We start from the raw sequence: 22428 nt of genomic DNA on the forward strand, positions 1-22428 counted from the left end.
TACCTTCTGGAAGGAGAGTGTGATATGGAGAAACGATCGATACTTGTAGTTGACGATGAGGAAGAAATTCGTGAATTAATAGAAATGTATCTAGTTAAGGAAGGGTTTCATTTCATTGAAGCAAGGAACGGGAAAGAAGCATTAACAAAAATTCGAGAATTTTCCCCAGACTTAATCCTATTAGATATTTCACTTCCTGATTCCAGTGGTTTTGACATCTGCCCAAAAATCAGAGACCTTACTGATGCACCTGTTTTATTTGTGAGCTGCAGAGATTCTGAATTGGACAAAGTTCTAGGTTTAACGGTTGGTGGAGATGATTATATAAGTAAACCCTTCAGTCCTAATGAACTTGTAGCACGTATAAAAGCCCATTTACGAAGAGTACAACAAATGCGAAGGTTTAATTCTATGGATCAAAAGGCAGAAATTTTGTCTTCTAAATCTATAACAATTAATACGAACCAATTTGATTGTTGTGTTTGCGGGGAAAGTGCAATTCTTTCAGCTAAAGAATTTAAGCTGTTAGAATTTTTTATGATGCATCCTTTTCAGGTTTTTAATCCTGAACATTTAATTGAGCGGATATGGGGATTCAATACAGATATTGACTCTAAAACAGTAAGCGTTCACATCGGAAATATTCGAAAAAAAATTGGAGATAATCCTAAAAATCCAAGGATTATTTTGACTATACGAGGAGCAGGTTACAAATTCAATGAAGAAGTTTTCAAACATTATCTATAAATATTTACAACCGATATTACCTAAGACATTTAGATCACATATCTTGCTCTCTTTTTTGTTTTTATCATTTATTCCTCTCCTTTTAATTGGTCTTTATACATATCACAGCGTTCAAAGAGTCGTAATAAATACAAGCTCCGATATTCAAGAGGAAATGATCAACGACATTATCCGGTTACACCAATCCCATCTTAATACACAGGCAGACCTCATTCAATATAAAATTGACGAGGCAAAAAAGCAGGTTCTAATGGGGAGAAAAATGGCTGAGGATATCTTTCAATACCAATCAAGCTACCCATCTATTTCGGACCTGCACCCTATTAAGGAAAAAGAAGGATATTCTTGGACGAGCCCAGCTTTAGACCAATCGAACATTATCATTAGTGCCCGGACAGATGTAACCCCTAAATTATTAGATGATTTATCAAGAACTGCTTACCTTGAACCCTTTTTTAAAGAAACGGTCACATCAACACCGCATATGGCTGCCATGTATTTAATTTTATCCAACTCCGCTTCGAGAATTTATCCAGCATTGGACTTTTCTAAAGAAGTTAAAGAAGGATATTTAAAACCTGATATCGATTTTACGAAACAAACCTTTTACCAAATTGCAGTTGATAATATCCATAATCATTCTCCAACGGTTTCCATCAGCGATGTATATCAGGACATTACGCACCGGGAACAAGTTTTTACACTATCAACTCCTATCATCGTAAACGGTGAGAAAATTGGTATCATTGGTGTCGATATAACGATTCCAAGTGTATTAAATCACATTCTCAATTTTAAATTTCGTGAAAAAGATGCTTATGCAGTCTTAATGAATGACAACTTAACCTTTATAGCCAATCAAGATGAGGTCATGGATGATTTAAATTACTTTACATTTGATTATCGAAAAAAATTATATAACAGTACTAAACCCTTTTCTTCAATAATAAATAATGAGGAAAAATATTTGCTGCTTTCCTCCATTAAGGATACTTCTTGGAAACTCATATACGTTATTCCAAAAAGAGAAATTATATCAGCCGTTAAGGAAATAACCAATGAACATATTGACGAAAACCGTAATCAATTTATTGGACAGTTTATCTCGATTGTTGCAGTTATTATTTTAATCATTATGATGTTATCATTTAGATTATGGCGCTATGCAACAAGTCCGTTGCAAAATTTATTATTAGGTATACATGCCCTTACAGCGGGGAAGTTAAATACAACCATTATGGTTGATAATCTAAAAGAATTTAAAGCAGTCAGCCAAGCATTCAACCAAATGTCAGCAGCATTAGACAATTTAATGAGTGATTATATCAAGTTGAATAATCAATTAGAGAATAAAGTAATAGAACGAACAAAACAGCTTGAGTCAGCCAATCGCACCCTTTCCGAAACCAATTTATTATTGCAGTCCATAGATGAGACACGTGTTGAACTTTTCTCAAATATTTCCCATGATTTAAAAACTCCGATAACCATTTGCATGGGCTACATTGAGGCTATTAACGACGGCTTGATACCAGAGGAAAAAATCGATGTCTATTTAAGCAAAATCTATCGTCATTTAAATTCAATCCAGCATTTGTCAAAAGGGCTTTATGAATTAAGTACAATAGAATCAAAAAGAAGCTCGTATAATTTTCAGAAAGTCAATCCAACAGAATATTTCAGGCACTTATTGAATCATTATGATGGAAAAGAAAATAACCTCTATGTGATGGTCGCAGATGGATTATCGACGATAATGGCTGACCCCGAATATTTAAAAAGGGCCATCTATAACTTAATAGATAACGCAGTTAAATATTCTAATAATATTGATTTACCTATAGAAATTAGAGTGTTCGAAGAGGATCATTCGTTATTATTTGAAATTAAAGATTATGGAGTTGGTATTACGGAAACAGAGCTTCCTTTTATATTCCAAAGGTTTTACCGTATAGATAAATCCCGGAACTCTACTATTCCCGGGAACGGTCTTGGACTTCCGATTGTAAAAGAGATTGTTAATGAACATAAGGGAACGATTACGGTCACTAGTACTCCCGGTAAAGGAAGTATTTTTACAATAAGGATTCCATTAGATCAAAAAAGCGTTGAAACTACATGAGTCTCAACGCTTTTGTCTATTTTTGCACCATTGATTCTGTTTCTGTTTTACCATCATCTAATTGCTGTACTTTAAAGAGGTTGTAGTAGCCCCCTTGTTTTTCCATTAATTCCTCATGGGTTCCAACTTCCGTAATCTCCCCATACTCTATTAAAACAATACGGTCCGCATGCGTAATCGTTGCAAGCCGATGAGCAACAATAAAAGTGGTTCGATCTTTAGCTAATTTATCTAAAGCCTCTTGAATTAAATGCTCACTTTCTAGGTCAAGAGCGGATGTAGCTTCATCGAGTATTAACAGCGGTGGATTTTTTAAAAATACTCTGGCAATCGCTACCCGTTGTTTTTGACCACCAGAAAGCTTGACCCCTCTTTCGCCTACCTTTGTGTCATACCCATCCGGGAGTTCCATGATAAAATCATGTGCATTAGCCGCTTTTGCCGCCTGAATGACTTCCTCGTCAGTGGCATGCGGGTTCCCCATTAAAATATTCATTTTCACAGATTCACTAAATAAAATATTGTCCTGCAAAACCATTCCGATTTTATCCCTTAAAGTCCGGGCCTTGAAATCACGAATATCTATGCCGTCCAATAAGATACTTCCTGATGTCACATCATAGAAACGCGGGATTAAACTGACAAGGGAAGACTTTCCGCCTCCGCTCATTCCAACGAGGGCAATTGTCTCTCCCGGCTTAACATCAAGGGAGAGTTCTTTTAGAACGAGAGCGTCATTTTCATTATATTTAAAGCTTACTGTATCAAAGGTAATCTTGCCTTCTACTTTCTTTAATTCAACCGCATTTGGCTTATCAACAATATCATATTCTTCATCGATAAATTCAAACACACGATCCATCGATGCGATCGATTGAGTTAAAGTGGTTGATGAATTAATCAGGCGTCGTAATGGATTATATAGTTTATCCATGTAGTTGACAAATGCCACCATTGTACCAACCGAGATATCCTTTGTAATAACAGCATACCCTGCAAAAGCAATGACAATGAGCGGGGCAATATCAGTGATTGTATTAACAACCGCAAATGTTTTCGCATTCCAGCTTGTATGCTCTAACGCTTTATCTAGGAATTTTTGGTTTTTCTTATCGAATTCCTTTTGTTCATAATCTTCTAAGGCGAAGCTGCGGATCACTGGAACCCCTTGGACGCGCTCGTGTAAATGTCCCTGAACCTCCGCTAATGCCTGCGAGCGGACCCTGGTTAAATGACGCAGTCTTCCGTAAAAATATTTAACGGAAAATCCGTAAAATGGAAATAGAATAATTGCAATAATCGTTAACTTGACGTCCATCCAAAACATGATCCCAAGCGCAATAAAAATCGTCATCATGTCAATCCAAACATTCATTAAACCTGTGATAACAAACGACTTTGTTTGCTCTACATCGTTAATTACTCTTGATATGACCTCTCCGGCTTTTGTATTTGAATAATAGCGAAGACTAAGCTTCTGAATATGAGAAAACAACTGATCACGGATGTCATATAAAATTTTACTGGACACCCATTGTGCATAGTATTGGCGAAAATATTCAATCGGCGGGCGCAATACCAAAAATATCAGAAAAGCGATTCCCATCATGATAAACAGTTCATGAATTTTATCATCAGTGGCCATTGTTTCACTACCAATAATGTCATCAAGAACGTATTTTAAAATTAATGGCATAAGTAGAGGTATACCGAACTTTAATAATCCAATAATGATTGTAATCACAATTTTCGATTTATATGGATAAACAAATTTCATATACCTTTTTATACTATCCAGATGAAAAACCTCCAATCCCTGAAAACGCAAAGGGGCTGTGTCCCAGCCCCTTTCATCATACCATATGTACTTTTAAGAACGGTACGTTAAATATCTCTCATACCAATTATCTATAAAATCAGGTGCAAACGGTCCTTTCCGCTCTCGAATCCACCTGATTAAATCATTCATGTTTTTCTTAAGAATATAATCAATTTCCATTGGGTAATTCATTTGCTTACTATGCAATTCATACTCATCTTCATCTAAAATATTAAAGGTCATATCAGGAAATACTTTAATATCCAAGTCATAATCTATATATTTTAGAATTTGATCATCCCAAGCAAAAGGTGAGCTAAGATTACAATAATAATACACACCATCTTCACGAAGCATACCGATAATATTAAACCAGTGGTCGGCGTGAAAATAGCAGATAGCAGGTTCTCTTGTTATCCATGTCCTTCCATCTGATTCAGTTACAAGTGTCCGATCATTGGCACCAATTGCTACAGTTCGGTTCCCTTTTAACAAAGTAGTTTCTTCCCAAACACGGTGTATAGTCCCACTATGCTTATAGCTTTGTATTTGTATTTTACTTCCTGCCTTGGGGACAAACATACTATCTTTCCTTTCTCTACGAATAAGCAAACTTACCCACTTTTATACTATATTATAACGGTTTACCGCCTAATTTAAAACTATTCTTATTTAAAAATTTCCAAAAGAGGTATAATTTTTTACCTGTCGTGATAAAACTGTACCGGTAAAAGAAGCTAAAATTTGTTGAAATAACATTCCAATTATTACCGGCACAGCAACTGCTGCCGGGAAATAGGTGATCGCGATAACAGCTCCAGCACTAATATTTCTCATCCCGCCATTATAGATAAGGGCGATTTGGATATCGGTTTCTTCTTTAAATAGCTTTGCAATTAACCCACTGACAACATATCCTGAACACGCAACTATAAATACAATAGCTGTAATGAATAATAGCTTTGCATTTATTTCTTTAAAATAAGGAGCGATGACAGCACCATTCAGTCCGACAACCAACCCTAAACAAATTTTCGAAAACGGTTCAAGCTTCGGTTTTAGAACCTGATTAATTTTTCCTTTTGTTGCTTCATTCAATAGCATTCCAGCAATGGAAGGGAGAACAATCATCCAAATTAATCCTTGCATGATTTCCATGCCATTCATATGAACTGTTGTTCCAAAAAATAAATGCAGGATTGTTGGTACAACTATAGGTGATAGTAAAGAATCAATTAGAATAATAGCAAGTGTTAAGATCACATTGCCTTTGTAAATTGTAACCCATACTAAACTGGACACTCCCGTTGGGATTAAAAAGGCTAGTACCAGCCCAATGATCGTGTTAGGATCATGTCGAAAGGCTACATTCCCAACACCAAAGGCAAGTAATGGCATAATAAGATGTAAAATAGTTAAGCAAATAAAAAGTGGACGAGGATATTTGATGACGGTTTTAATATCCGCAAATTTTGAATTTAAGCTCCCCGAAAACGTCATAAAAGCAAACAACCATGGTACTAAAAACGCATAAGGTTTAAAAGTTTCAGTAAAAAGTATGCCGATTATAACACTAGTGGGTGTCATAATCGGCATGAATTTCAATAATGCTTTATTTAACATTTCTAGCATATAAATAAATCCTTTCGAATTGAAAATAACTGAAAAATAATGTTCTATATTTTTATTATACTACTATTTTTTCACGAGAGCATTAGACGATTATTTCAGAAAAGAAAAAGCATTCCCTTCATCGTTTATGAGGGAATGCTTTTTGTTGTTAATTACTCAGTTACGTCAGTTACACTTTGGTTTTTGTTTCGTTGTGATTGAGCATTTTGCTCTCTCACTTGTTGTACATCAGTTTCGCTGCCGAATTCTGTTCCGAATTGACCAGCATTTGCACCAGCACCTGCTGATTGTGCGTTTTGTTGTTTTACATTTTGAATATTAGTTCCGGAAAAACTATTTCTTTTTGCCATCGTAGGCACCTCCAAAGTAATTTTACAAGCCTCTGTTTGACTTGTACGAGTATATTTTGTTCTGTTGTCTATTTTATATACGAAAAATTTTTATACATTTTATTTTGAATAAAATGCACTGATCAATTAAAAAATAAATTAGGAAAGAATCTAAAAGGAGGCCAAACATTTATGTACGCTGGTCGTGATATGACAGAATTATCAATGATGTCCATGCAGCAATGGGATGATAGCGAGCTAGCCTATTTCCACAAATCGCTGCAGCAAATGGCACCTTATTTAAATATTGAAGGAGTGACAATAAGAAACGATATCATAAGAGAAATAGAAACACGTGGAGGTCTAGATGGCTAATGCAAATTGACAGCAAAAGGCGGCGAGGTTATCAGCCTCTTTCCGCCTTTTGCTTTAATTTGTTTCTATCTATTCGATATAAACCCAGGCATCACCGAACCAGGTGTAAATATGGTGCCAGTTGCCTATTTGTTCAAATGATTTTACTGTTTGTGGATTTAATGCTCCAACCGTAACTGCCGTCACATTTGGTGAAGCGTATAAGGAGGTTACTGTCGTTAATGCCACTTTCATTTCTTTCTTTACAAGTTGACCTTCAACAGTGTTTCCTTTTGAAATCCAAGCATCCCCAAACCAGGTATAAATATGGTACCAGCCGTTATCCGTTTCTTCAAAAGCTGTAACAGTTTGGGCTGCAATTTTTGCCTTTACATAGCCCTTATATTGAATAGGTTTTTCATACAAACTCTTTTCAGCTAATATGGTTACTTTTTTATCCACTTTTTCAATCTTAGGTAATTTAACATTTAAGCCATGATCTAAAGCAATCGATTGAAAATCTTTGTTTTCGTGTGTGATTAACACTGTTGTTCCGTTAGGAATCTGATCATATAACCAGCGGACATCTTCATTATGCATACGAATGCAGCCGGCGCTAACATACTTGCCTATTGACCTTTCGTTGTTATTGCCATGGATCCCATACGTATGTCCCCATGTTCCAGGTACATCCAAGCCCATCCAGCGGTCCCCCAGTGGATTTTTCGGTGAACCACCAGGAATCTTTTCTTTATAATAAGGGCGGTTTTTCACCTTATTAATAATTTTGAATGTACCTTCCGGCGTTAGCTTCCTGCTTTTCCCTGTCCCAACATCGAAGACTCTAACTAATTCCCCATCTTTAAAATAGGCCAGTTCATTAACTGCCTTGTTAATAATAAGGTAGGAGCTTGTCTCCACTTCTGCTGCCTGAATTGTTTTCAATGGCATGAACATTACAGTAATTAAACTGAAAATAATGAATGAATACAGACCCTTTTTTACCACTACCCATTCCCCTCTCTATCAAATACGCCTTTGCGTAATACTCTATGGGCATTCTATGTGGATAAAACTCTATTCATTACTATAATCTTATTATACAGGAGATCTTTACCATTGGATTTCAGAAATAATTTTTTTGTATGACACAGGGAATGGGAGCTTGGACAATTCCTCCCTTGACACAAACTGGCTGTTGTCGGCTTTTGGTAACGCCCCATCTGTATAAGCAGGGTAAACATCTATTTTCCAGACCAAATGAGAAAACTCATGCTTTAAATTCATAAAATGGTCGCCAACCGTCACATCCAAATTGTATTTTTCTTTCATAAATCTTTGTATCTGTTCACTCTCTCCGTGCATACTATTTAATTGAAGTTCATGGTTTGGAAGTTCCCATAAATTTGCCAAGAGCCCTTCATTCGGTCTTTTCTGAACTAATATTTCTCCCGTTTTATTTTTTAAAATTAAGGCGGTGATGAAAACCTCTTTCACCTTTTTTTTCGTCGTTTTATATGGCAGTTCATGTTGAATGCCTTCACTAAATGCCCGGCAATGATTTTGAACCGGACATAATAAACAGGAAGGGGATTTGGGTGTACAAACTAACGCCCCTAATTCCATCAAGCTTTGATTAAATTCGGAAGGCTGGTCAACCGAAATAATTTCCCTCACGATATTTTCAAATAACTTTCTTGTACTGACTTTTGCAATATCATCTTTAATCAAAAGAATTCGTGATAAGACCCGCATTACATTTCCGTCTACAGCCGGCTCAGGAATATTATAGGCAATGCTTAAGATTGCACCCTGAGTATAAGGTCCGACACCTTTTAACTTCGATAATTCTTCCACATTATCGGGTACCTTGCCGCCATATTCAGCGACAACTTCTTTTACGGCACTTTGAAGATTACGTGCTCTTGAGTAATAGCCCAAGCCTTCCCATGCTTTTAATACATGTTCCTCTTCGGCCTTTGCTAAGCTTTCAGGTGATGGAAATTTTTCAATAAAATTAGTAAAGTACGGTATCACGGTCTCCACCCTTGTTTGTTGCAGCATGATTTCTGACACCCAAATTTTATAAGGATCTTTATCCTGCCGCCAAGGCAATATCCGTTGTTCATTTAAAAACCATTGTATAAGATCGAATTGAAATTTTAACTTATCAAAATTGTTTAATATTTTTTCTAATTTGGCTTCCACAGAAGTACCTCCCCGGTGTTAAAATAAAAGTATAGGATACAAAAATTTGTAAATTGTTTTACAAATTAAAACCCACCTTTTGAAGTATAATACAGGTGAACTAATGATTATTATAGTAAAAAACATAGGAGGCTCCGCTAATGGATACAGGCACCCACGTTGTTATGGGTATTGCTCTAGGAGGACTAGCAACCCTCGATCCTGTTGTTGCAAACCATGATATTACTGCCCAGGCAGTATTGTTCGGAACACTTATTGGTTCTCAAGCACCTGACTTAGATACAATCATGAAGCTTAAGAATAATGCAAAGTACATTAGAAATCATCGAGGTATCACTCATTCTATTCCCGCTGTATTGTTATGGCCATTGTTAATAACAGGCATCATCTATGCTTTTTCACCAAGCTCTGATTTATTTCATTTATGGGTTTGGACATTTATTGCCGTCATCTTGCATGTTTTTGTTGATATTTTTAATGCATATGGAACCCAGGCCTTAAGGCCATTCTCCAAAAAATGGGTAGCCTTAGGTATTATTAACACGTTCGACCCATTTATCTTTTTTGCCCATATTGTTGGTATTGCCATTTGGCGTTACGGAACACACCCGGGTTATACTTTCTTAGGTGTCTATATCGTCTTAGCCGGCTACTACCTAGTTCGTTACAATACGAAAAGGCTGATTGTTCATAAAGTTAAAAAGCATATTCCTGATGCTACGCAAATTATTGTTTCACCAACCTACCGATTCAACCAGTGGCATTTAGCTATTTCAAGTGAAACTAGATTTTACGTTGCTCGTGCTGTTAATAATGAAATTAACTTTTTAGATGAATATGAAAAAATTCCTGTTCCCGATACGTCAGTAATGAAAGCAGCGATGAAGGACGAAAATCTTTCGGCATTTTTATCGTTTTCTCCAGTTTATCGCTGGGAAATTGATGAATATAATGACCATTATGAAGTCAGATTTATTGATTTAAGGTACCGCTCTAAAGGATACTATCCATTCGTTGCCGTTGTCCAGCTAGATCAAGAATTAAATATTGTGAGCTCCTATACTGGTTGGATTTTTAGTGAAGAAAAATTGATGAAAAAATTAGTAATTGCTCCAGAGAATTAAGGTTGATGAAAATATCCATACTATGTAATGGATGTTCAAAAGGACATTCACACACATGTAAGGAGGGGTTCCGAATGGTCCGGAATAAAGAAAACAATTTTCCTTCCCATATGAACATTAAAGGTGAGCCGCGTGCTAAAGCAAAATATTCTTCACTAAGAGCAAATGGGCAAATCAATACTCATCCACAAGAACGTATGCGTAAGTCGAACGAAAACCGTCCAGAAGAGTAAAGGAGGATGATTTTTCATGGCTCAACATAAAAAGTTCTATAACAACCGATATCAGAATCCTTTTATAAAAGGACATGCAAATCCAAAGCATGCCTGGAGTCAAGTTAACGGCGAGACAATGGAGCCATTAAATACGATAATATTACGTCGAGAAACAAGAAAACAGTCCTAACCACACAAGAAAAGCGGAAGCGCCTTGCTCATCGCCGTACAAACTGGAGGGGACAACGACAGCGATAAAGGAAGCTTGAATTACGTTAGCAATTCTTAGTTGACTTATCGTAGGGAGGAGACCTGAAGTTTGCTAGGCGATAGGCGCTGGACCTAGACAATAAAAATTGACCTCATTATAAAACCAGAGAAGCCATTACTTCTCTGGTTTTCTTAATAATGAAATCGGTATTCCTTCTTCCTCTTGATTTCCTTCGCGGAATCCCCACGCAAATACACCTTTCAAACGATCAATTTTGAAAAGCACTCCTGGTGCCCCTTCAATTTCGTAAACTTCTCCAGGATGGAAATTACTCGGACTTAATAGATAGGCCTTAGCCATCGCAATTTTTCTTTCATAAACGGAATATTCACTTACCATACCCATTTGTTCCGCTTTTCTAGCCTTTTCTTGAAACTTACCAATTTCAAGCTTTATTTCATATTCTGACATTTCACTAAAACGTTTCTCCATTTTTCCCACTCCAGCTCATTTCTTATCTTTTTAGTATAATGTATTTTTATTGTTGTGACAAAAATTTTATGGGTAGTCCTCTTTGTTACGGGTTAAAAAAGACTCAATTTCCTCTGATTTAAAACCCCGTTGATACAAGTATTGTTTCACTTTTTGGTCAAGCTCCCAGCCTTCAAATTTGCTACTATATCTTTTATAGGCTTTTTCACTTTGTTTGGATATGGCCTGAAATTTTTGCTCCTCATCTTTTTCAATCACAATTTCAGATAAGGCTGTTTTAACGATAGGTTGAGAAAAGCCTTTTGCGAGTAATGCTTGTCCTATTTTTTGTTTTATCTGGTAATCAGATATCGTTTTATTTTGTTTAGCATTTTTTTCAGCAAAATGAAAGGCGATGTCTAATTGTGTTTCTTCAGGGAATTCCTTTAAGCTCTCTTGAATATTTGCCTCTGAAATCCCTTTTTGTTGTAGCTCTTGTCTTATTAATAATGGTCCTTTAGCTGAATTCACGATTCTCGACCGCACAAAGGCTTTCGCAAATTCCAGATCATTTACATATTGGTGTTTTTTAAGTCTTTCTATAACAATCCCAGCAATATCCTCAGAATAATCCTTCTTGTATAAATAATCACGGATTTCCATTTCTGCCCGCATCCGATAGGATAAAAACTTTAATGCGAGGTTAAAGGCTTTTTTTATTTCATCCTTATATAGGATTTCATTAATTTCTACTTCTGTATATGTATTACCTTTTCGAATTTGAAATTCAATCAATACATCCTGGTCGACGCTAAAACCATATTCCTCTCCATTTCCCTTGTCAATATATATATTAAAACGCTCGATATTTTTGGTTTGGGTTGTAATTTTACTAATTTTTATCACAAAAATATTCCCCCATTCCTATTTATTATACCTAAAAGGACTGCTAATAGATTGAATAACTTTTCATTTAAAGGTTCATACTTCTAAAGTAATTAACTATATTCAGCAGAAGTTCCCCACCTCCACAAGTGGTGGATGAATCCGAATTAGTCATTTTATTCAGAGGATGTACAATCCCGACTGAATATAGTTAAAGCCTCCGGCGAGCCTTGCGATTTTTAAAGGTAGTTTTTCGAGCAAGCTCGAAAAACTCTGGGCGCAAATACGCCAAGGCGCATTTGATCTATAGAAAGCGAGGAAAATACAGTGGCAAAAAGTAAAGCAAGGCGTGACAAAGAAAACAGAAGAACTTTAACGTCAACACAGGAAGTATTATATTCGCGGGAATTTAAAATGGCTGACAGGGCTGGTGGATTCGTCCCACCAAATCCAAATTCTTAAGTTACATAGAAAAGCAGAAGTGACCGGTTAGCGACGTATAAACTGGAGCACATCGACTGAGATAAAGGATATCCGGCGACGAGCGTAGAGAGTCGATGTTGACTTATCGTAGGGAGGTGGGCGAAGTTTACTAGTCGCTGGGAGCTGAAGCTAGACAACGATGCACATACCAAATTTGAAATCCGAAAGGGGAATTTACATGACAAGAGGACAAAGTCATCAAGGAGATAACAACGCATCAAGCATGCCACAAACACCAAAATACGCAAAAACATCAGCAGATGGTCGTGACATTGAATTTTCCGAGGAGCTTGCAGATGCTGCAGATTTAGAAGCACAAGCTCGGTCAGAGGCAGCGGACAGAAGAGCTAAATCTTAATGGAGCCATGGGGTCGGGAACTGCGGCTCAGTAAAAAGGGGGATGCCGTTAATCAGGCATCTCCCTCACATTGTTTAGTTAAACTGTTGCTCCACCTTCCGCTGCATTCTTCGCACCTTTTTTGCCAAACTTTTCTTTGATGTACGGTACTAGGAAGCGGTCACCACCGTAATAGTAGCTTGCAGCACCTGTTCCTAATAAGATTACTGCGACTGTAAAGAGGATTGGGTTTGTGCTAGTTGTTCCTGCTAATAAGAAGTTTAAGTTCATGAATGCTCCAGCTAATAGTGCAGGAATGGTTGCAACACCGACAACAAGTCCAATACCTACTAATACTTCACCATATGCTACCAAGAAACTAAATAGTTTTGCGTTTGGTAATGCTACATTTTCAAGAAATGCCGCGTACCAAGCTTGTACTGCTGGATGATCGCCGCCTGCTTTTGCGATTGCACCTTGCATAAATCCACTTGCATCAAATCCGTCTGCTACTTTATGCCATCCGCCTGTAATCCATTGGATACCTAACCAAACCCTTACGATTGTCCAAACAATTGCCATCTTCGGTCCTTTAGCCCAACTCATGATTTTCCAACTCCTTTAACATAAGTTTTTTATTACTAAACGGTTGCATGTCCTTCTTCTACATTTTTTGCACCTTTTTTGCCGAACTTTTCTTTAATATAAGGTACTAAGAAACGATCTGCTCCGTAATAATAGCTTGCAGTGCCAGCGAATAATAGGATGATTGCTACTGTATAAAGAATTGGGTTAGTGCTAGTTGTACCCGCTAATAAGAAGTTTAAGTTCATAAATGCTCCGGCTAATAATGCAGGAATAGTTGCTGCTCCAACAATAAGTCCGATGCCTACAAGTACTTCACCCCATGCAACTAAGGTACTAAACAGTCCTGCGTTTGGTAATGCAAAGTTTTCTAGAAATGCTGCGTACCAAGCTTGAACTGCTGGGTGATCACCAGTCGCGTTTGCAATTGCACCCTTCATAAATCCGCTTGCATCAAATCCATCTGCTACTTTATGCCATCCGGCTTCAATCCATTGTATACCTAACCAAATTCTAACGACTGTCCAAACAACTGCCATTTGCGGTCCTTTTATCCATTTCATGATTTTCAACCCCTTTTCGAATTTAATAATCGTGTTATCAATATAGAATATGATAAAAGAATATGATTGCTCAATATTTCACAATATCTGCAAAATTTTTTTGAGTGTAATTGATTAATATTCTATTTGTTAAACCTCTATCAATAATTCAACTAACTGCTCCATTGGACTAACCTCTTTCTTTAGTGTTTTATTAAGTATTTTATTTGTGTTTTTTTTAATATCTTTTCTATGTCTTAACTATACATCGTAGCCAACTACTAAACAATCAACTTCACAATGCTGACATCATTTGTTCATTACGCATTCACATCTTCTTCACACTGTTTTCACAAATTAAGAACTATTCTTCACAGTTCTCTCATAATTTGATAGTTTAACCCGCGCTCCACAATATAGACAAGTTTTTGTTTTTACAGCCATTTAATTGTTTAAATCGGCCAATTATTTGGCACAATTTGTTTCTTTACGATTGCCCTTTCCTTGATTTTCAATATTTTGTCCGGTCTTAAGTGCCTGCTAATCCATACATCTCCCTATTATTTTTTCTTTTTGTTATCAAAAAAGATATTTGGCACGGTACTTGCAATTTACAAAAGTGATTCTAAAATTTAAATTTCTAGGGGGAGATTTTCAATGGCAAATCAAAAGGTTTATGGTTTCTTTATGCCAACAGTCAATTTAATGGGAGTTGGTGCTGTAAATGAAGCTGGTCCAAGAATCAAAGCACTAGGTTGTAACAAATCTTTACTTGTTACTGACAAAGGCTTAAGCAAAATGGGTGTAGCAGAAGAAATTGCAAACATTATTGGTCAAGCAGGGGTTGAAGTTTCTATATTTGATGGCGCAGAGCCAAACCCAACCGATTTAAATGTGGAAGCTGGGTTAAAACAATACCGCGAACTAGGTTGCGATTCTATTATTTCTCTAGGAGGAGGAAGTTCTCATGATTGCGCTAAGGGGATTGGACTTGTTGCATCAAATGGTGGAACAATTCATGACTATGAGGGAGTTGACATGTCAAAAGAACCAATGATTCCACTTGTTGCGATTAATACAACAGCAGGTACAGCTAGTGAAATGACTCGTTTCTGTATTATTACGGATACCTCTAGAAAAATCAAAATGGCCATCGTTGATAAACATACAACACCATTGATTTCAATCAATGATCCAATCCTCACCGTTAAGATGCCAGCAGGATTAACAGCTGCAACAGGAATGGATGCGTTAACTCATGCAATTGAAGCTTATGTTTCTACAGATGCAACACCGATTACAGATGCCTGCGCCCTGCAAACGATCCGTCTAGTAAGCCAAAACCTTCGAGCTGCAGTTGCGAATGGCGAAGATATTGATGCCAGAAACAATATGTGCTATGCGCAGTTTTTAGGAGGAATGGCATTTAATAATGCTTCCTTAGGTTATGTTCATGCAATCGCCCATCAGTTAGGTGGATTTTATAATTTACCACATGGTGTATGTAATGCTGTCCTTCTGCCACACGTTGAACGATTCAATTTAATTGCGAAACCGGAGCGATTTGTTGATATCGCCATCGCTTTAGGAGAAAATGTAAGCGGTTTACCAACGAGAGCAGCTGCAGAAATAGCACTAACGGCAATCGAAACACTTGCTAAGGATGTTGGGATTCCAGGAAGCTTAACAGAACTTGGGGTAAAAGAAGAAGATATCCCACTTTTGGCAGAAAACGCGATGAGGGATGCATGCTCGTTCACAAATCCTCGTAAAGCAACTTTAGATGATGTACAAGGCATGATTCGTGCAGCACTGTAACATAACCTAATTAAGTCATCTTTTTAAAATCCATCTTACTCACCAGTGAAACAGACGGTGGGTAAGATTCTATTTAGAAAAACACGTAATTTGCCCATAATGGCAAATTACGATGTCTTTTCTTATACTATAATCCATAAAATTTTATACTTTCTTATAGTATAAAATAGAAAAGGGGAAAGCGATCTATGATTTATGCTAATCCAAATACAAAAGGAGCTATTATCCATTTCAAAGAAAAATATGATAACTTTATCGGTGGCAAATGGGTTCCCCCGGTAAAAGGCCAATATTTTGAAAATAAGACTCCTGTAACCGGAGAAATATTTACTCTGGCTGCTCGTTCTTCAGCTGAAGATATTGAATTAGCTTTAGATACAGCCCATGCGGCAAAAGAAACTTGGAGCAAAACCTCACCAGCTGAACGTGCTCTAATTTTAAATAGAATAGCAGACCGTCTTGAAGAAAACTTAGAACTGTTGGCTGTAGCTGAAACTTGGGAAAACGGGAAAGCGGTGCGTGAAACATTAAACGCTGATATTCCCTTAGCAATCGATCATTTCCGTTATTTTGCAAGCGTTATTCGTGCACAAGAAGACCGGATAAGTCAGTTAGATCATGATACTGTGGCCTACCATTTTCACGAACCACTTGGTGTTGTTGGACAAATCATCCCATGGAATTTTCCGATACTAATGGCCGCTTGGAAACTAGCTCCAGCGTTAGCTGCCGGTAACTGTATCGTTTTAAAACCAGCAGAACAAACTCCCGTATCGATTATGGTCTTAGTTGAGCTGATCGAGGACTTACTTCCTGCCGGTGTCCTTAATATTGTAAACGGTTATGGTATTGAAGTTGGGAAACCACTAGCAACAAACCCGCGGATTGCGAAGGTAGCATTTACCGGCTCAACAGCTGTTGGACGTCAAATTATGCAATACGCATCAGAAAATATCATCCCTGTAACACTTGAATTAGGCGGAAAATCACCTAATATATTCTTTGAAGATGTTATGAATCAAGATGATGCATACTTAGATAAGGCGATCGAAGGTTTCGTAATGTTTGCGCTAAATCAAGGCGAAGTTTGTACTTGTCCTTCGCGTGCCTTAATCCAAGAATCGATTTACGATAAATTTATTGAGCGTGCCTTGGAGCGTGTAGAAGCCATTAAAGTTGGCAATCCACTCGATACCGACGTCATGATGGGGGCCCAGGCCTCTATGGAACAAAAAGAAAAAATCCTTTCATACATCGGCTTAGGCAAAGAAGAAGGTGCACAACTATTAGTTGGCGGTGAAGAAAATCATCTTGGCGGTCATCTTGAAAATGGATATTACATTAAACCAACGGTATTCAAAGGTAATAATAAAATGCGGATTTTCCAGGAAGAAATTTTTGGTCCAGTCGTGAGTGTTACTACATTCAAAGACTTTGAGGACGCAATGGAAATTGCCAATGATACTATGTATGGCTTAGGGGCAGGTGTATGGTCACGAAATGGCGATGTTGCTTACCGTGCCGCTCGAGCAATTCAGGCCGGTCGCGTTTGGACCAATACTTATCACCAATATCCGGCAGGTGCGGCATTCGGCGGCTATAAAATGTCAGGTATTGGTCGTGAAACCCATGCCATCATGCTGGAACACTATCAACAAACGAAATGTCTATTAGTAAATTACAATAAAAATGCCCTAGGCTTCTTTTAATTCGAAAGGATGTTGCACATGGTGGAACGTGTTATTGCAACAGACGAGGCGCTAAAATTAATAGAATCTATTAGAAAGAAACATGGTCAAATCCTATTATATCAATCCGGTGGTTGTTGCGATGGATCTGCTCCGATGTGCTATGGTAAGGATGACTTCTTTTTGGGAGGTTCAGACATCTACCTTGGCTCTCTCGGGAACATCCCATTCTATATGCATAGAAGCCAATATGAGTATTGGAAACATACCCAATTAATCATTGATGCTATTCCCGGACGTGGCGCAACATTCTCCCTTGATAGTGTCGAAGATAGGCATTTCATAACACAATCCCGTGTTTTCACAGCTGAGGAATATAAAGAATTAAGAAAACTTCTATAGTTTTATAACTGAAGAAACACTCTCCCAATAATTTTATAGTGGGGAGTGTTTCTTTTCCTTAAATAAATAACGTAATTGACGTGGTGTAATTTTTAACAGATCTGCTGCTTTTTTTCGATTTCCAAGCGTGCTATTCAAAGCTTTTTTAATAAAAGCCTTTCCCGTTACATCCTCCAATTCTTTTATTTTCTCTGTAATTACTTCTAAAGGGACAGCTTGGTCACTTTGCCAATAAAAAAGTAGTTCAGCATTCCAATTATCTAAATATTTTTTAAGATCACTAAAATAAGGGTTGGTTCGACTTTTTTCATGATTTATAATAGACTCGGAAAAAGATCGTTTTACTTCTTTTTCTTCATACTCTTTTTTATTAGTGTTTTGTATATAACATGGTAAGTAATCCTTCGTAATTTGTGTCGTTTCCCCTTCTGATAGAGTAATGGCCCGCGTAACTACATTTACAAGCTCCCTGATATTTCCCGGCCAATCGTATGTCTCCAAAAGTCTCATGGCCTCCGTTGTAAATGTTATGTGCTGTGCATCGTACTTCTCAAGGAAATGGGATAAAAGTGTGGAAATATCATCTATACGTTTTCTTAATGGTAAAATTTCTAGCTTCACAACATTTAGTCGGTATAATAAATCCTGACGGAATTTCTTCTCTCTAACCGCTTCGTCAAGATTGACATGGGATGCAGCAACTATTCGTGCATTTGTCCGAAATACCTTTTCACTACCGACTCTCATAAACTCACGTGTTTCTAAGACACGAAGTAATTTTACTTGAATAGCAGGTGAAGCTTCAGCAATTTCATCAAGGAATAGCGTCCCTGAGTTCGCTAGTTCAAATAACCCTTTTCGAAGTTGGGTTGCACCGGTGAACGCTCCTTTTTCATGACCAAACAGCTCACTTTCCAACAATGATTCTGATAAGGCGCCGCAGTTTACACCGATAAATGTTTGATCGGCTCGACAACTTGCTTGGTGAATAAATTTAGCCAGAACTTCCTTCCCCGTTCCCGTTTCTCCCTGGATGAGTACATTTATATTTTTCTTTGCTATCTTATAGGCAATTGTTAGTAAATGATTCATCTCTTCATTTTGACCGGTAATAAAGCCCACTTCACCCGCCAACCGATTCGCTTCACTCTGAACTATACTTGCATCATGAGTGATCATCTCATCAATTAATGCTTCCAACTGATCAAGGTCATCAAAAGGTTTTTCAATGTAATCATTTGCACCAAGCTTAATTGCTTCAATAGCTGTCTTCACTGTACTAAACCCAGTCATAATAATGACCTTGCAATTCGGTTGTTTTTCTTTCAATTTTTTCAGAATAGCAAAACCGTTGGTGTCGGGTAATTTTACATCAATCATCGCCAATTGGAATGGAGGTCCATCCATTAATAAATCACTTTGTTCCCCGCTATAGGCTACTTTAACCGTAAAGCCCTTGCTAGTTAAAAAATGTTCTAAAAATGTACATACTTCTCTCTCATCATCAATTATTGCCACGTGCGTCATTGAATCATCCCTCATCCCCTATTATCTTCCAGAACACACAGGCAGAAATAATGTAAAAGTGCTACCAACTCCTACTTGACTTTCCACCTCTATCGTACCCCCGTGCATTTTGGCGATCCCAAGACTAACTGGTAAACCTAACCCTGTCCCCTTACTTTGCTGTTTTGTCGTATAAAAAGGCCGAAAAATTTCAGATATGTCGCTTTCTGCAATTCCGATTCCATTATCCATAACAGATAATGAAACAAATGATTCGCCATTTACCTCTGCCAAATCGGTTTCGATTAGAATCCATTTTTCATGAAAAGTACTTGCCTCCACTGCATCCTTTGCATTTAATAGCAGGTTGATCACAATTTGTTCTATTTGCTGTAAATTCCCTGCAATTGCTGGTATTTCATTGCTAAGTTCAATCGTAATCTTGATATTCTGCCTTTCAATTTGATACCGTATTAGGCTTAGGACCTGTATTACCGCCTCGTTAATATAGCATTCTTTCGGCACATACTCATCCTGTCTAGAAAATGTTAATAAATTCCGAATAATATTCTTGCAACGATCACCGCAATTTTTTATATCCTCTAAAAGTTTATAGGAAGCTTCTGCTTTGTTCGCTCCCCGTAGCAACAATTGGGAATTACCCAATATCGCAGTTAATGGACTGTTTAACTCGTGGGCAACACCTGCTGCCATTTCACCTAATGCAGCCAGCTTACCGGATTGAATTAATTGGACTTCAGCATGAAGCTTTTCTGTAACATCCTTCATATATAAAATGACTCCATGCTTTTCGTTTCTATCATTGTAGACTGGATATGTATAAACATCACAAATTCGATTGTTATTAAATTTGATTTGCGCATTGGTCATTGTGTTTGTCCGTAAGCTTTCTTCTAGCAGACATTCCTCTTCCAATGTTAAATGTTCCCTTAAAAGCTCATTGCATTTTTTCTGAAATAATTGCTGATCTGATAGACCAAAAAACTTATTCACAGAGTTGTTAAACCTTAATATTGTACCATTCATATCCACTAAGATAATCATATCCAGAACTGAACGAAATGTTTCTTCCCATTCTTTATTCCCCCTCAACACCTCATTATAAAGTCTTGAGTTTTCAATACACACAGCAAGCTGATCAGCTAATTGCTGTAAAAACAAAATATCATTTTCTTCACATTCAAACATTTGTCTACTTCCAAAGCTAAGTACACCTATAATTTTCTTTTTACTAATAAGCGGAAATAAAAAAACACTTTTTATATGTAATTTACCAAAGGTTTCCTGTTCTAGAGAAGAAGCTGTAGGATTGGGAAATTGGATCTGGGTGGCATTTCTTTGTTCTATTACGTTCCAGTAAGTTGAATATTGTCTTGGCAGAGCTTCGCCAACCTTAACAAAAAATGAATCCGAAGGAAAAACATTGGTTAAAATTAAATGACCATCCTCATAAATTGACAAACTTAAACGGTTAAATGTGTAAAGCTCTTTTAACTTATTCAAAATATTTTTCAACATATCATCCATGCACATATCGACGTTAAAGCTTTTCATCACATCATTAATAATTTCAAGCTTCATATTTTTCTTTTTTAGCTGGGCATTGGTTTTTATTAATTCGGTATAATAATTCCGCTTTGATGCCTTAACACCAGTAAGCAGGTCAATCATCTCCTGTTTGCTTTTTAGCACAGACATAACCAGCCTCCTTCTGCATTTTCTTGGAACTTATAGGGCTTGTCTCAATAATTGCTCAACATCCTTTAGCGTTACATCACGGGGATTCGTAATCATGCAAGCATCCTCAAGTGCAATTTTGCCCATTTCCTGGATAGATTCCTCTTTCAATCCCATATCGGATAATCGCTGAGGTGCACCTATTTCCAATGATAACAACCTTACTTGTTCAACAGCTTTTCTTCCAGCCTCCGACAACTCCATACCACGTACATCAATTCCCATAAATTCAGCAATATCTGTAAAACGCTTTGGTGTGGCAATAAAATTAAACTCCATTACATGGGGTAACAAAATAGCATTAACATCTCCATGTGAAAAAGGGAAGCGACCCCCAATGGCATGTGACATCGCATGAGCGGCACCTAGAATAGCATTAGAGAATGCCAAACCAGCTTGTAGACTAGCCATCGCCATCGCTTTTTTTGCCTCTATATTTGTTTTTGAAGCAACAGATGGCCGCAAATACTTCGAAACTAAAGAAATGGCGTTTTTAGCCTGAACATCTGTTAGCGGAGTTGCTGCAACACTTACATATGCTTCTATACCATGGGTTAGGACATCTAGCCCTGTTGAGGCAGTTAAGCTATGATTTTTTGTAATAAGTGTATTAGGGTCAATTATGGCTATATCTGGTACTAATGATTTTGAAATGATTGTCATTTTTTTCTGCCTTGTTGTGTCAACAATGACGGAAAATTGCGAAACTTCAGATCCTGAACCGGCTGTTGTTGAAACCATTACCATAGGTGGTAAAGGAATCTTGATTTGGTCTACTCCTTCATAATCAGAAATACGGCCGCCATTTGTCGCCAGAATAGCAATTGCTTTGGCAACATCTAATGCACTTCCCCCACCTATCCCAATGACAGAATCACATTCATTATGTAAATAAAATTCCCTGCCCCACTCAATCTCGAAATCCTTTGGATTCATTGTAATATTAAAAAATGTTGCATATTCTAAACCTACAGCACGACAATTGTTGATTACTTTTTCCATCCAGCCAGCTTCTACAACACCTTCATCGCTAACAATAAGCACTTTTTTTGCTCCTAATCTCAAGCAACTCTCACCGACTTGGTCAATGGAACCAATACCAAATATTATTTCAGGTGTTACAAATTTTTTTATCTCCATTCTAATACTCCTTTATAAAAATTGATCACATTTGAGTTGAGAAATGTAATGG

24 protein-coding genes are annotated in these 22428 nt (G+C 37.2%); 11 read left to right on the top strand and 13 right to left on the bottom strand.

All coding sequences use genetic code 11. The features are described 5' to 3' along the window. Positions 1-24 precede the first annotated feature (24 nt). Positions 25-747, top strand: a complete 723-nt coding sequence (locus P9E47_RS05285) for a response regulator transcription factor (protein ID WP_003331911.1) — start codon at positions 25-27, stop codon at positions 745-747. Further along, positions 719-2869 (top strand): ATP-binding protein, encoded by a 2151-nt coding sequence (locus P9E47_RS05290; RefSeq protein WP_326162755.1) that lies wholly within the window; start codon positions 719-721, stop codon positions 2867-2869. Before P9E47_RS05285 ends, P9E47_RS05290 begins: the two co-directional genes overlap by 29 nt. Positions 2870-2885: 16 nt before the next feature. On the opposite strand, the gene P9E47_RS05295 is transcribed toward P9E47_RS05290, so the two are convergent. The 4 genes from P9E47_RS05295 to P9E47_RS05310 all read right to left on the bottom strand — a co-directional run bounded on the left by P9E47_RS05295 (position 2886) and on the right by P9E47_RS05310 (position 6670). Further along, positions 2886-4667 (bottom strand): ABC transporter ATP-binding protein, encoded by a 1782-nt coding sequence (locus P9E47_RS05295; protein WP_326162870.1) that lies wholly within the window; start codon positions 4665-4667, stop codon positions 2886-2888. 72 nt (positions 4668-4739) lie between these two features. Next, positions 4740-5270, bottom strand: coding sequence for a nucleoside tri-diphosphate phosphatase (gene ntdP / locus P9E47_RS05300; RefSeq protein ID WP_003331914.1), 531 nt, complete (start codon positions 5268-5270; stop codon positions 4740-4742). A 90-nt stretch (positions 5271-5360) separates the two neighbouring features. Then, positions 5361-6320 (bottom strand): bile acid:sodium symporter family protein, encoded by a 960-nt coding sequence (locus P9E47_RS05305; RefSeq protein WP_326162756.1) that lies wholly within the window; start codon positions 6318-6320, stop codon positions 5361-5363. A 152-nt stretch (positions 6321-6472) separates the two neighbouring features. Beyond that, the gene (locus tag P9E47_RS05310; RefSeq protein ID WP_003331916.1) at positions 6473-6670 is read right to left on the bottom strand and encodes a gamma-type small acid-soluble spore protein; all 198 of its coding nucleotides are present in this window, start codon (positions 6668-6670) and stop codon (positions 6473-6475) included. A gap of 171 nt (positions 6671-6841) precedes the next feature. On the opposite strand from P9E47_RS05310, the gene P9E47_RS05315 reads away from it, so the two are divergent. Then, entirely contained in the window at positions 6842-7024 is a 183-nt protein-coding gene (locus tag P9E47_RS05315; RefSeq protein ID WP_003331917.1) for a hypothetical protein, read from the top strand. A 69-nt stretch (positions 7025-7093) separates the two neighbouring features. Here P9E47_RS05315 and P9E47_RS05320 read toward each other — a convergent pair whose 3' ends face one another. Together P9E47_RS05320 and mutY are read right to left on the bottom strand one after the other, a co-directional pair. Next, entirely contained in the window at positions 7094-8011 is a 918-nt protein-coding gene (locus P9E47_RS05320; protein ID WP_003331919.1) for a L,D-transpeptidase, read from the bottom strand. 105 nt (positions 8012-8116) lie between these two features. Beyond that, on the bottom strand, positions 8117-9211 hold the full coding sequence (gene mutY / locus P9E47_RS05325) for an A/G-specific adenine glycosylase (protein ID WP_003331920.1): 1095 nt from the start codon (positions 9209-9211) through the stop codon (positions 8117-8119). Positions 9212-9351: 140 nt separating this feature from the next. Here mutY and P9E47_RS05330 point away from each other — a divergent pair, with 140 nt between their 5' ends. The 3 genes from P9E47_RS05330 (at position 9352) to P9E47_RS05340 (ending at position 10740) form a co-directional block, all read left to right on the top strand. Further along, positions 9352-10335: a metal-dependent hydrolase gene (locus P9E47_RS05330; RefSeq protein WP_003331921.1), complete on the top strand. Its 984-nt coding sequence runs from the start codon at positions 9352-9354 to the stop codon at positions 10333-10335. 74 nt (positions 10336-10409) lie between these two features. After that, positions 10410-10568 (top strand): small, acid-soluble spore protein K, encoded by a 159-nt coding sequence (sspK, locus tag P9E47_RS05335; protein ID WP_003331922.1) that lies wholly within the window; start codon positions 10410-10412, stop codon positions 10566-10568. Between the two features lie 16 nt (positions 10569-10584). Beyond that, positions 10585-10740 (top strand): YpzG family protein, encoded by a 156-nt coding sequence (locus P9E47_RS05340; RefSeq protein WP_003331923.1) that lies wholly within the window; start codon positions 10585-10587, stop codon positions 10738-10740. 195 nt (positions 10741-10935) lie between these two features. Here P9E47_RS05340 and P9E47_RS05345 read toward each other — a convergent pair whose 3' ends face one another. Beyond that, complete coding sequence (locus P9E47_RS05345) at positions 10936-11253, bottom strand: YfhH family protein (RefSeq protein WP_003332729.1); 318 nt, start codon at positions 11251-11253, stop codon at positions 10936-10938. Between the two features lie 66 nt (positions 11254-11319). Continuing rightward, positions 11320-12138, bottom strand: a complete 819-nt coding sequence (gene recX / locus P9E47_RS05350; RefSeq protein WP_326162757.1) for a recombination regulator RecX — start codon at positions 12136-12138, stop codon at positions 11320-11322. Between the two features lie 306 nt (positions 12139-12444). On the opposite strand from recX, the gene P9E47_RS05355 reads away from it, so the two are divergent. Together P9E47_RS05355 and P9E47_RS05360 are read left to right on the top strand one after the other, a co-directional pair. Continuing rightward, the gene (locus P9E47_RS05355; RefSeq protein WP_081585742.1) at positions 12445-12579 is read left to right on the top strand and encodes a YfhE family protein; all 135 of its coding nucleotides are present in this window, start codon (positions 12445-12447) and stop codon (positions 12577-12579) included. 199 nt (positions 12580-12778) lie between these two features. Beyond that, a complete protein-coding gene (locus P9E47_RS05360) occupies positions 12779-12958 on the top strand; it encodes a YfhD family protein (RefSeq protein ID WP_003331311.1) in 180 nt (59 codons plus the stop codon). A gap of 78 nt (positions 12959-13036) precedes the next feature. Here P9E47_RS05360 and P9E47_RS05365 read toward each other — a convergent pair whose 3' ends face one another. Both P9E47_RS05365 and P9E47_RS05370 read right to left on the bottom strand, forming a co-directional pair. Further along, positions 13037-13543, bottom strand: coding sequence for a DoxX family protein (locus tag P9E47_RS05365; protein ID WP_003331312.1), 507 nt, complete (start codon positions 13541-13543; stop codon positions 13037-13039). A gap of 35 nt (positions 13544-13578) precedes the next feature. Further along, on the bottom strand, positions 13579-14085 hold the full coding sequence (locus P9E47_RS05370) for a DoxX family protein (protein WP_003331314.1): 507 nt from the start codon (positions 14083-14085) through the stop codon (positions 13579-13581). A 636-nt stretch (positions 14086-14721) separates the two neighbouring features. On the opposite strand from P9E47_RS05370, the gene P9E47_RS05375 reads away from it, so the two are divergent. The 3 genes from P9E47_RS05375 (at position 14722) to P9E47_RS05385 (ending at position 17972) form a co-directional block, all read left to right on the top strand. Beyond that, the gene (locus tag P9E47_RS05375) at positions 14722-15882 is read left to right on the top strand and encodes an iron-containing alcohol dehydrogenase (protein ID WP_003331315.1); all 1161 of its coding nucleotides are present in this window, start codon (positions 14722-14724) and stop codon (positions 15880-15882) included. 188 nt (positions 15883-16070) lie between these two features. After that, positions 16071-17591, top strand: a complete 1521-nt coding sequence (exaC, locus tag P9E47_RS05380) for an acetaldehyde dehydrogenase ExaC (RefSeq protein WP_326162758.1) — start codon at positions 16071-16073, stop codon at positions 17589-17591. A gap of 18 nt (positions 17592-17609) precedes the next feature. Then, positions 17610-17972, top strand: coding sequence for a DUF779 domain-containing protein (locus P9E47_RS05385; protein WP_326162760.1), 363 nt, complete (start codon positions 17610-17612; stop codon positions 17970-17972). A gap of 33 nt (positions 17973-18005) precedes the next feature. Here P9E47_RS05385 and P9E47_RS05390 read toward each other — a convergent pair whose 3' ends face one another. The 3 genes from P9E47_RS05390 to P9E47_RS05400 are packed head-to-tail and all read right to left on the bottom strand — an operon-like array spanning position 18006 to position 22376. Beyond that, positions 18006-19499, bottom strand: coding sequence for a sigma-54-dependent transcriptional regulator (locus P9E47_RS05390; protein ID WP_326162761.1), 1494 nt, complete (start codon positions 19497-19499; stop codon positions 18006-18008). 21 nt (positions 19500-19520) lie between these two features. Further along, on the bottom strand, positions 19521-21197 hold the full coding sequence (locus tag P9E47_RS05395; protein ID WP_003331319.1) for a GAF domain-containing sensor histidine kinase: 1677 nt from the start codon (positions 21195-21197) through the stop codon (positions 19521-19523). A 30-nt stretch (positions 21198-21227) separates the two neighbouring features. After that, positions 21228-22376 carry an iron-containing alcohol dehydrogenase gene (locus P9E47_RS05400; protein ID WP_326162763.1) on the bottom strand — a complete coding sequence of 383 codons (1149 nt, stop codon included), beginning with the start codon at positions 22374-22376 and terminating at the stop codon, positions 21228-21230. Positions 22377-22428 lie beyond the last annotated feature (52 nt).

The sequence above is a fragment of the Schinkia azotoformans genome (assembly GCF_035811335.1).
Taxonomy (GTDB): Bacteria; Bacillota; Bacilli; order Bacillales; family Bacillaceae_J; genus Schinkia; species Schinkia azotoformans.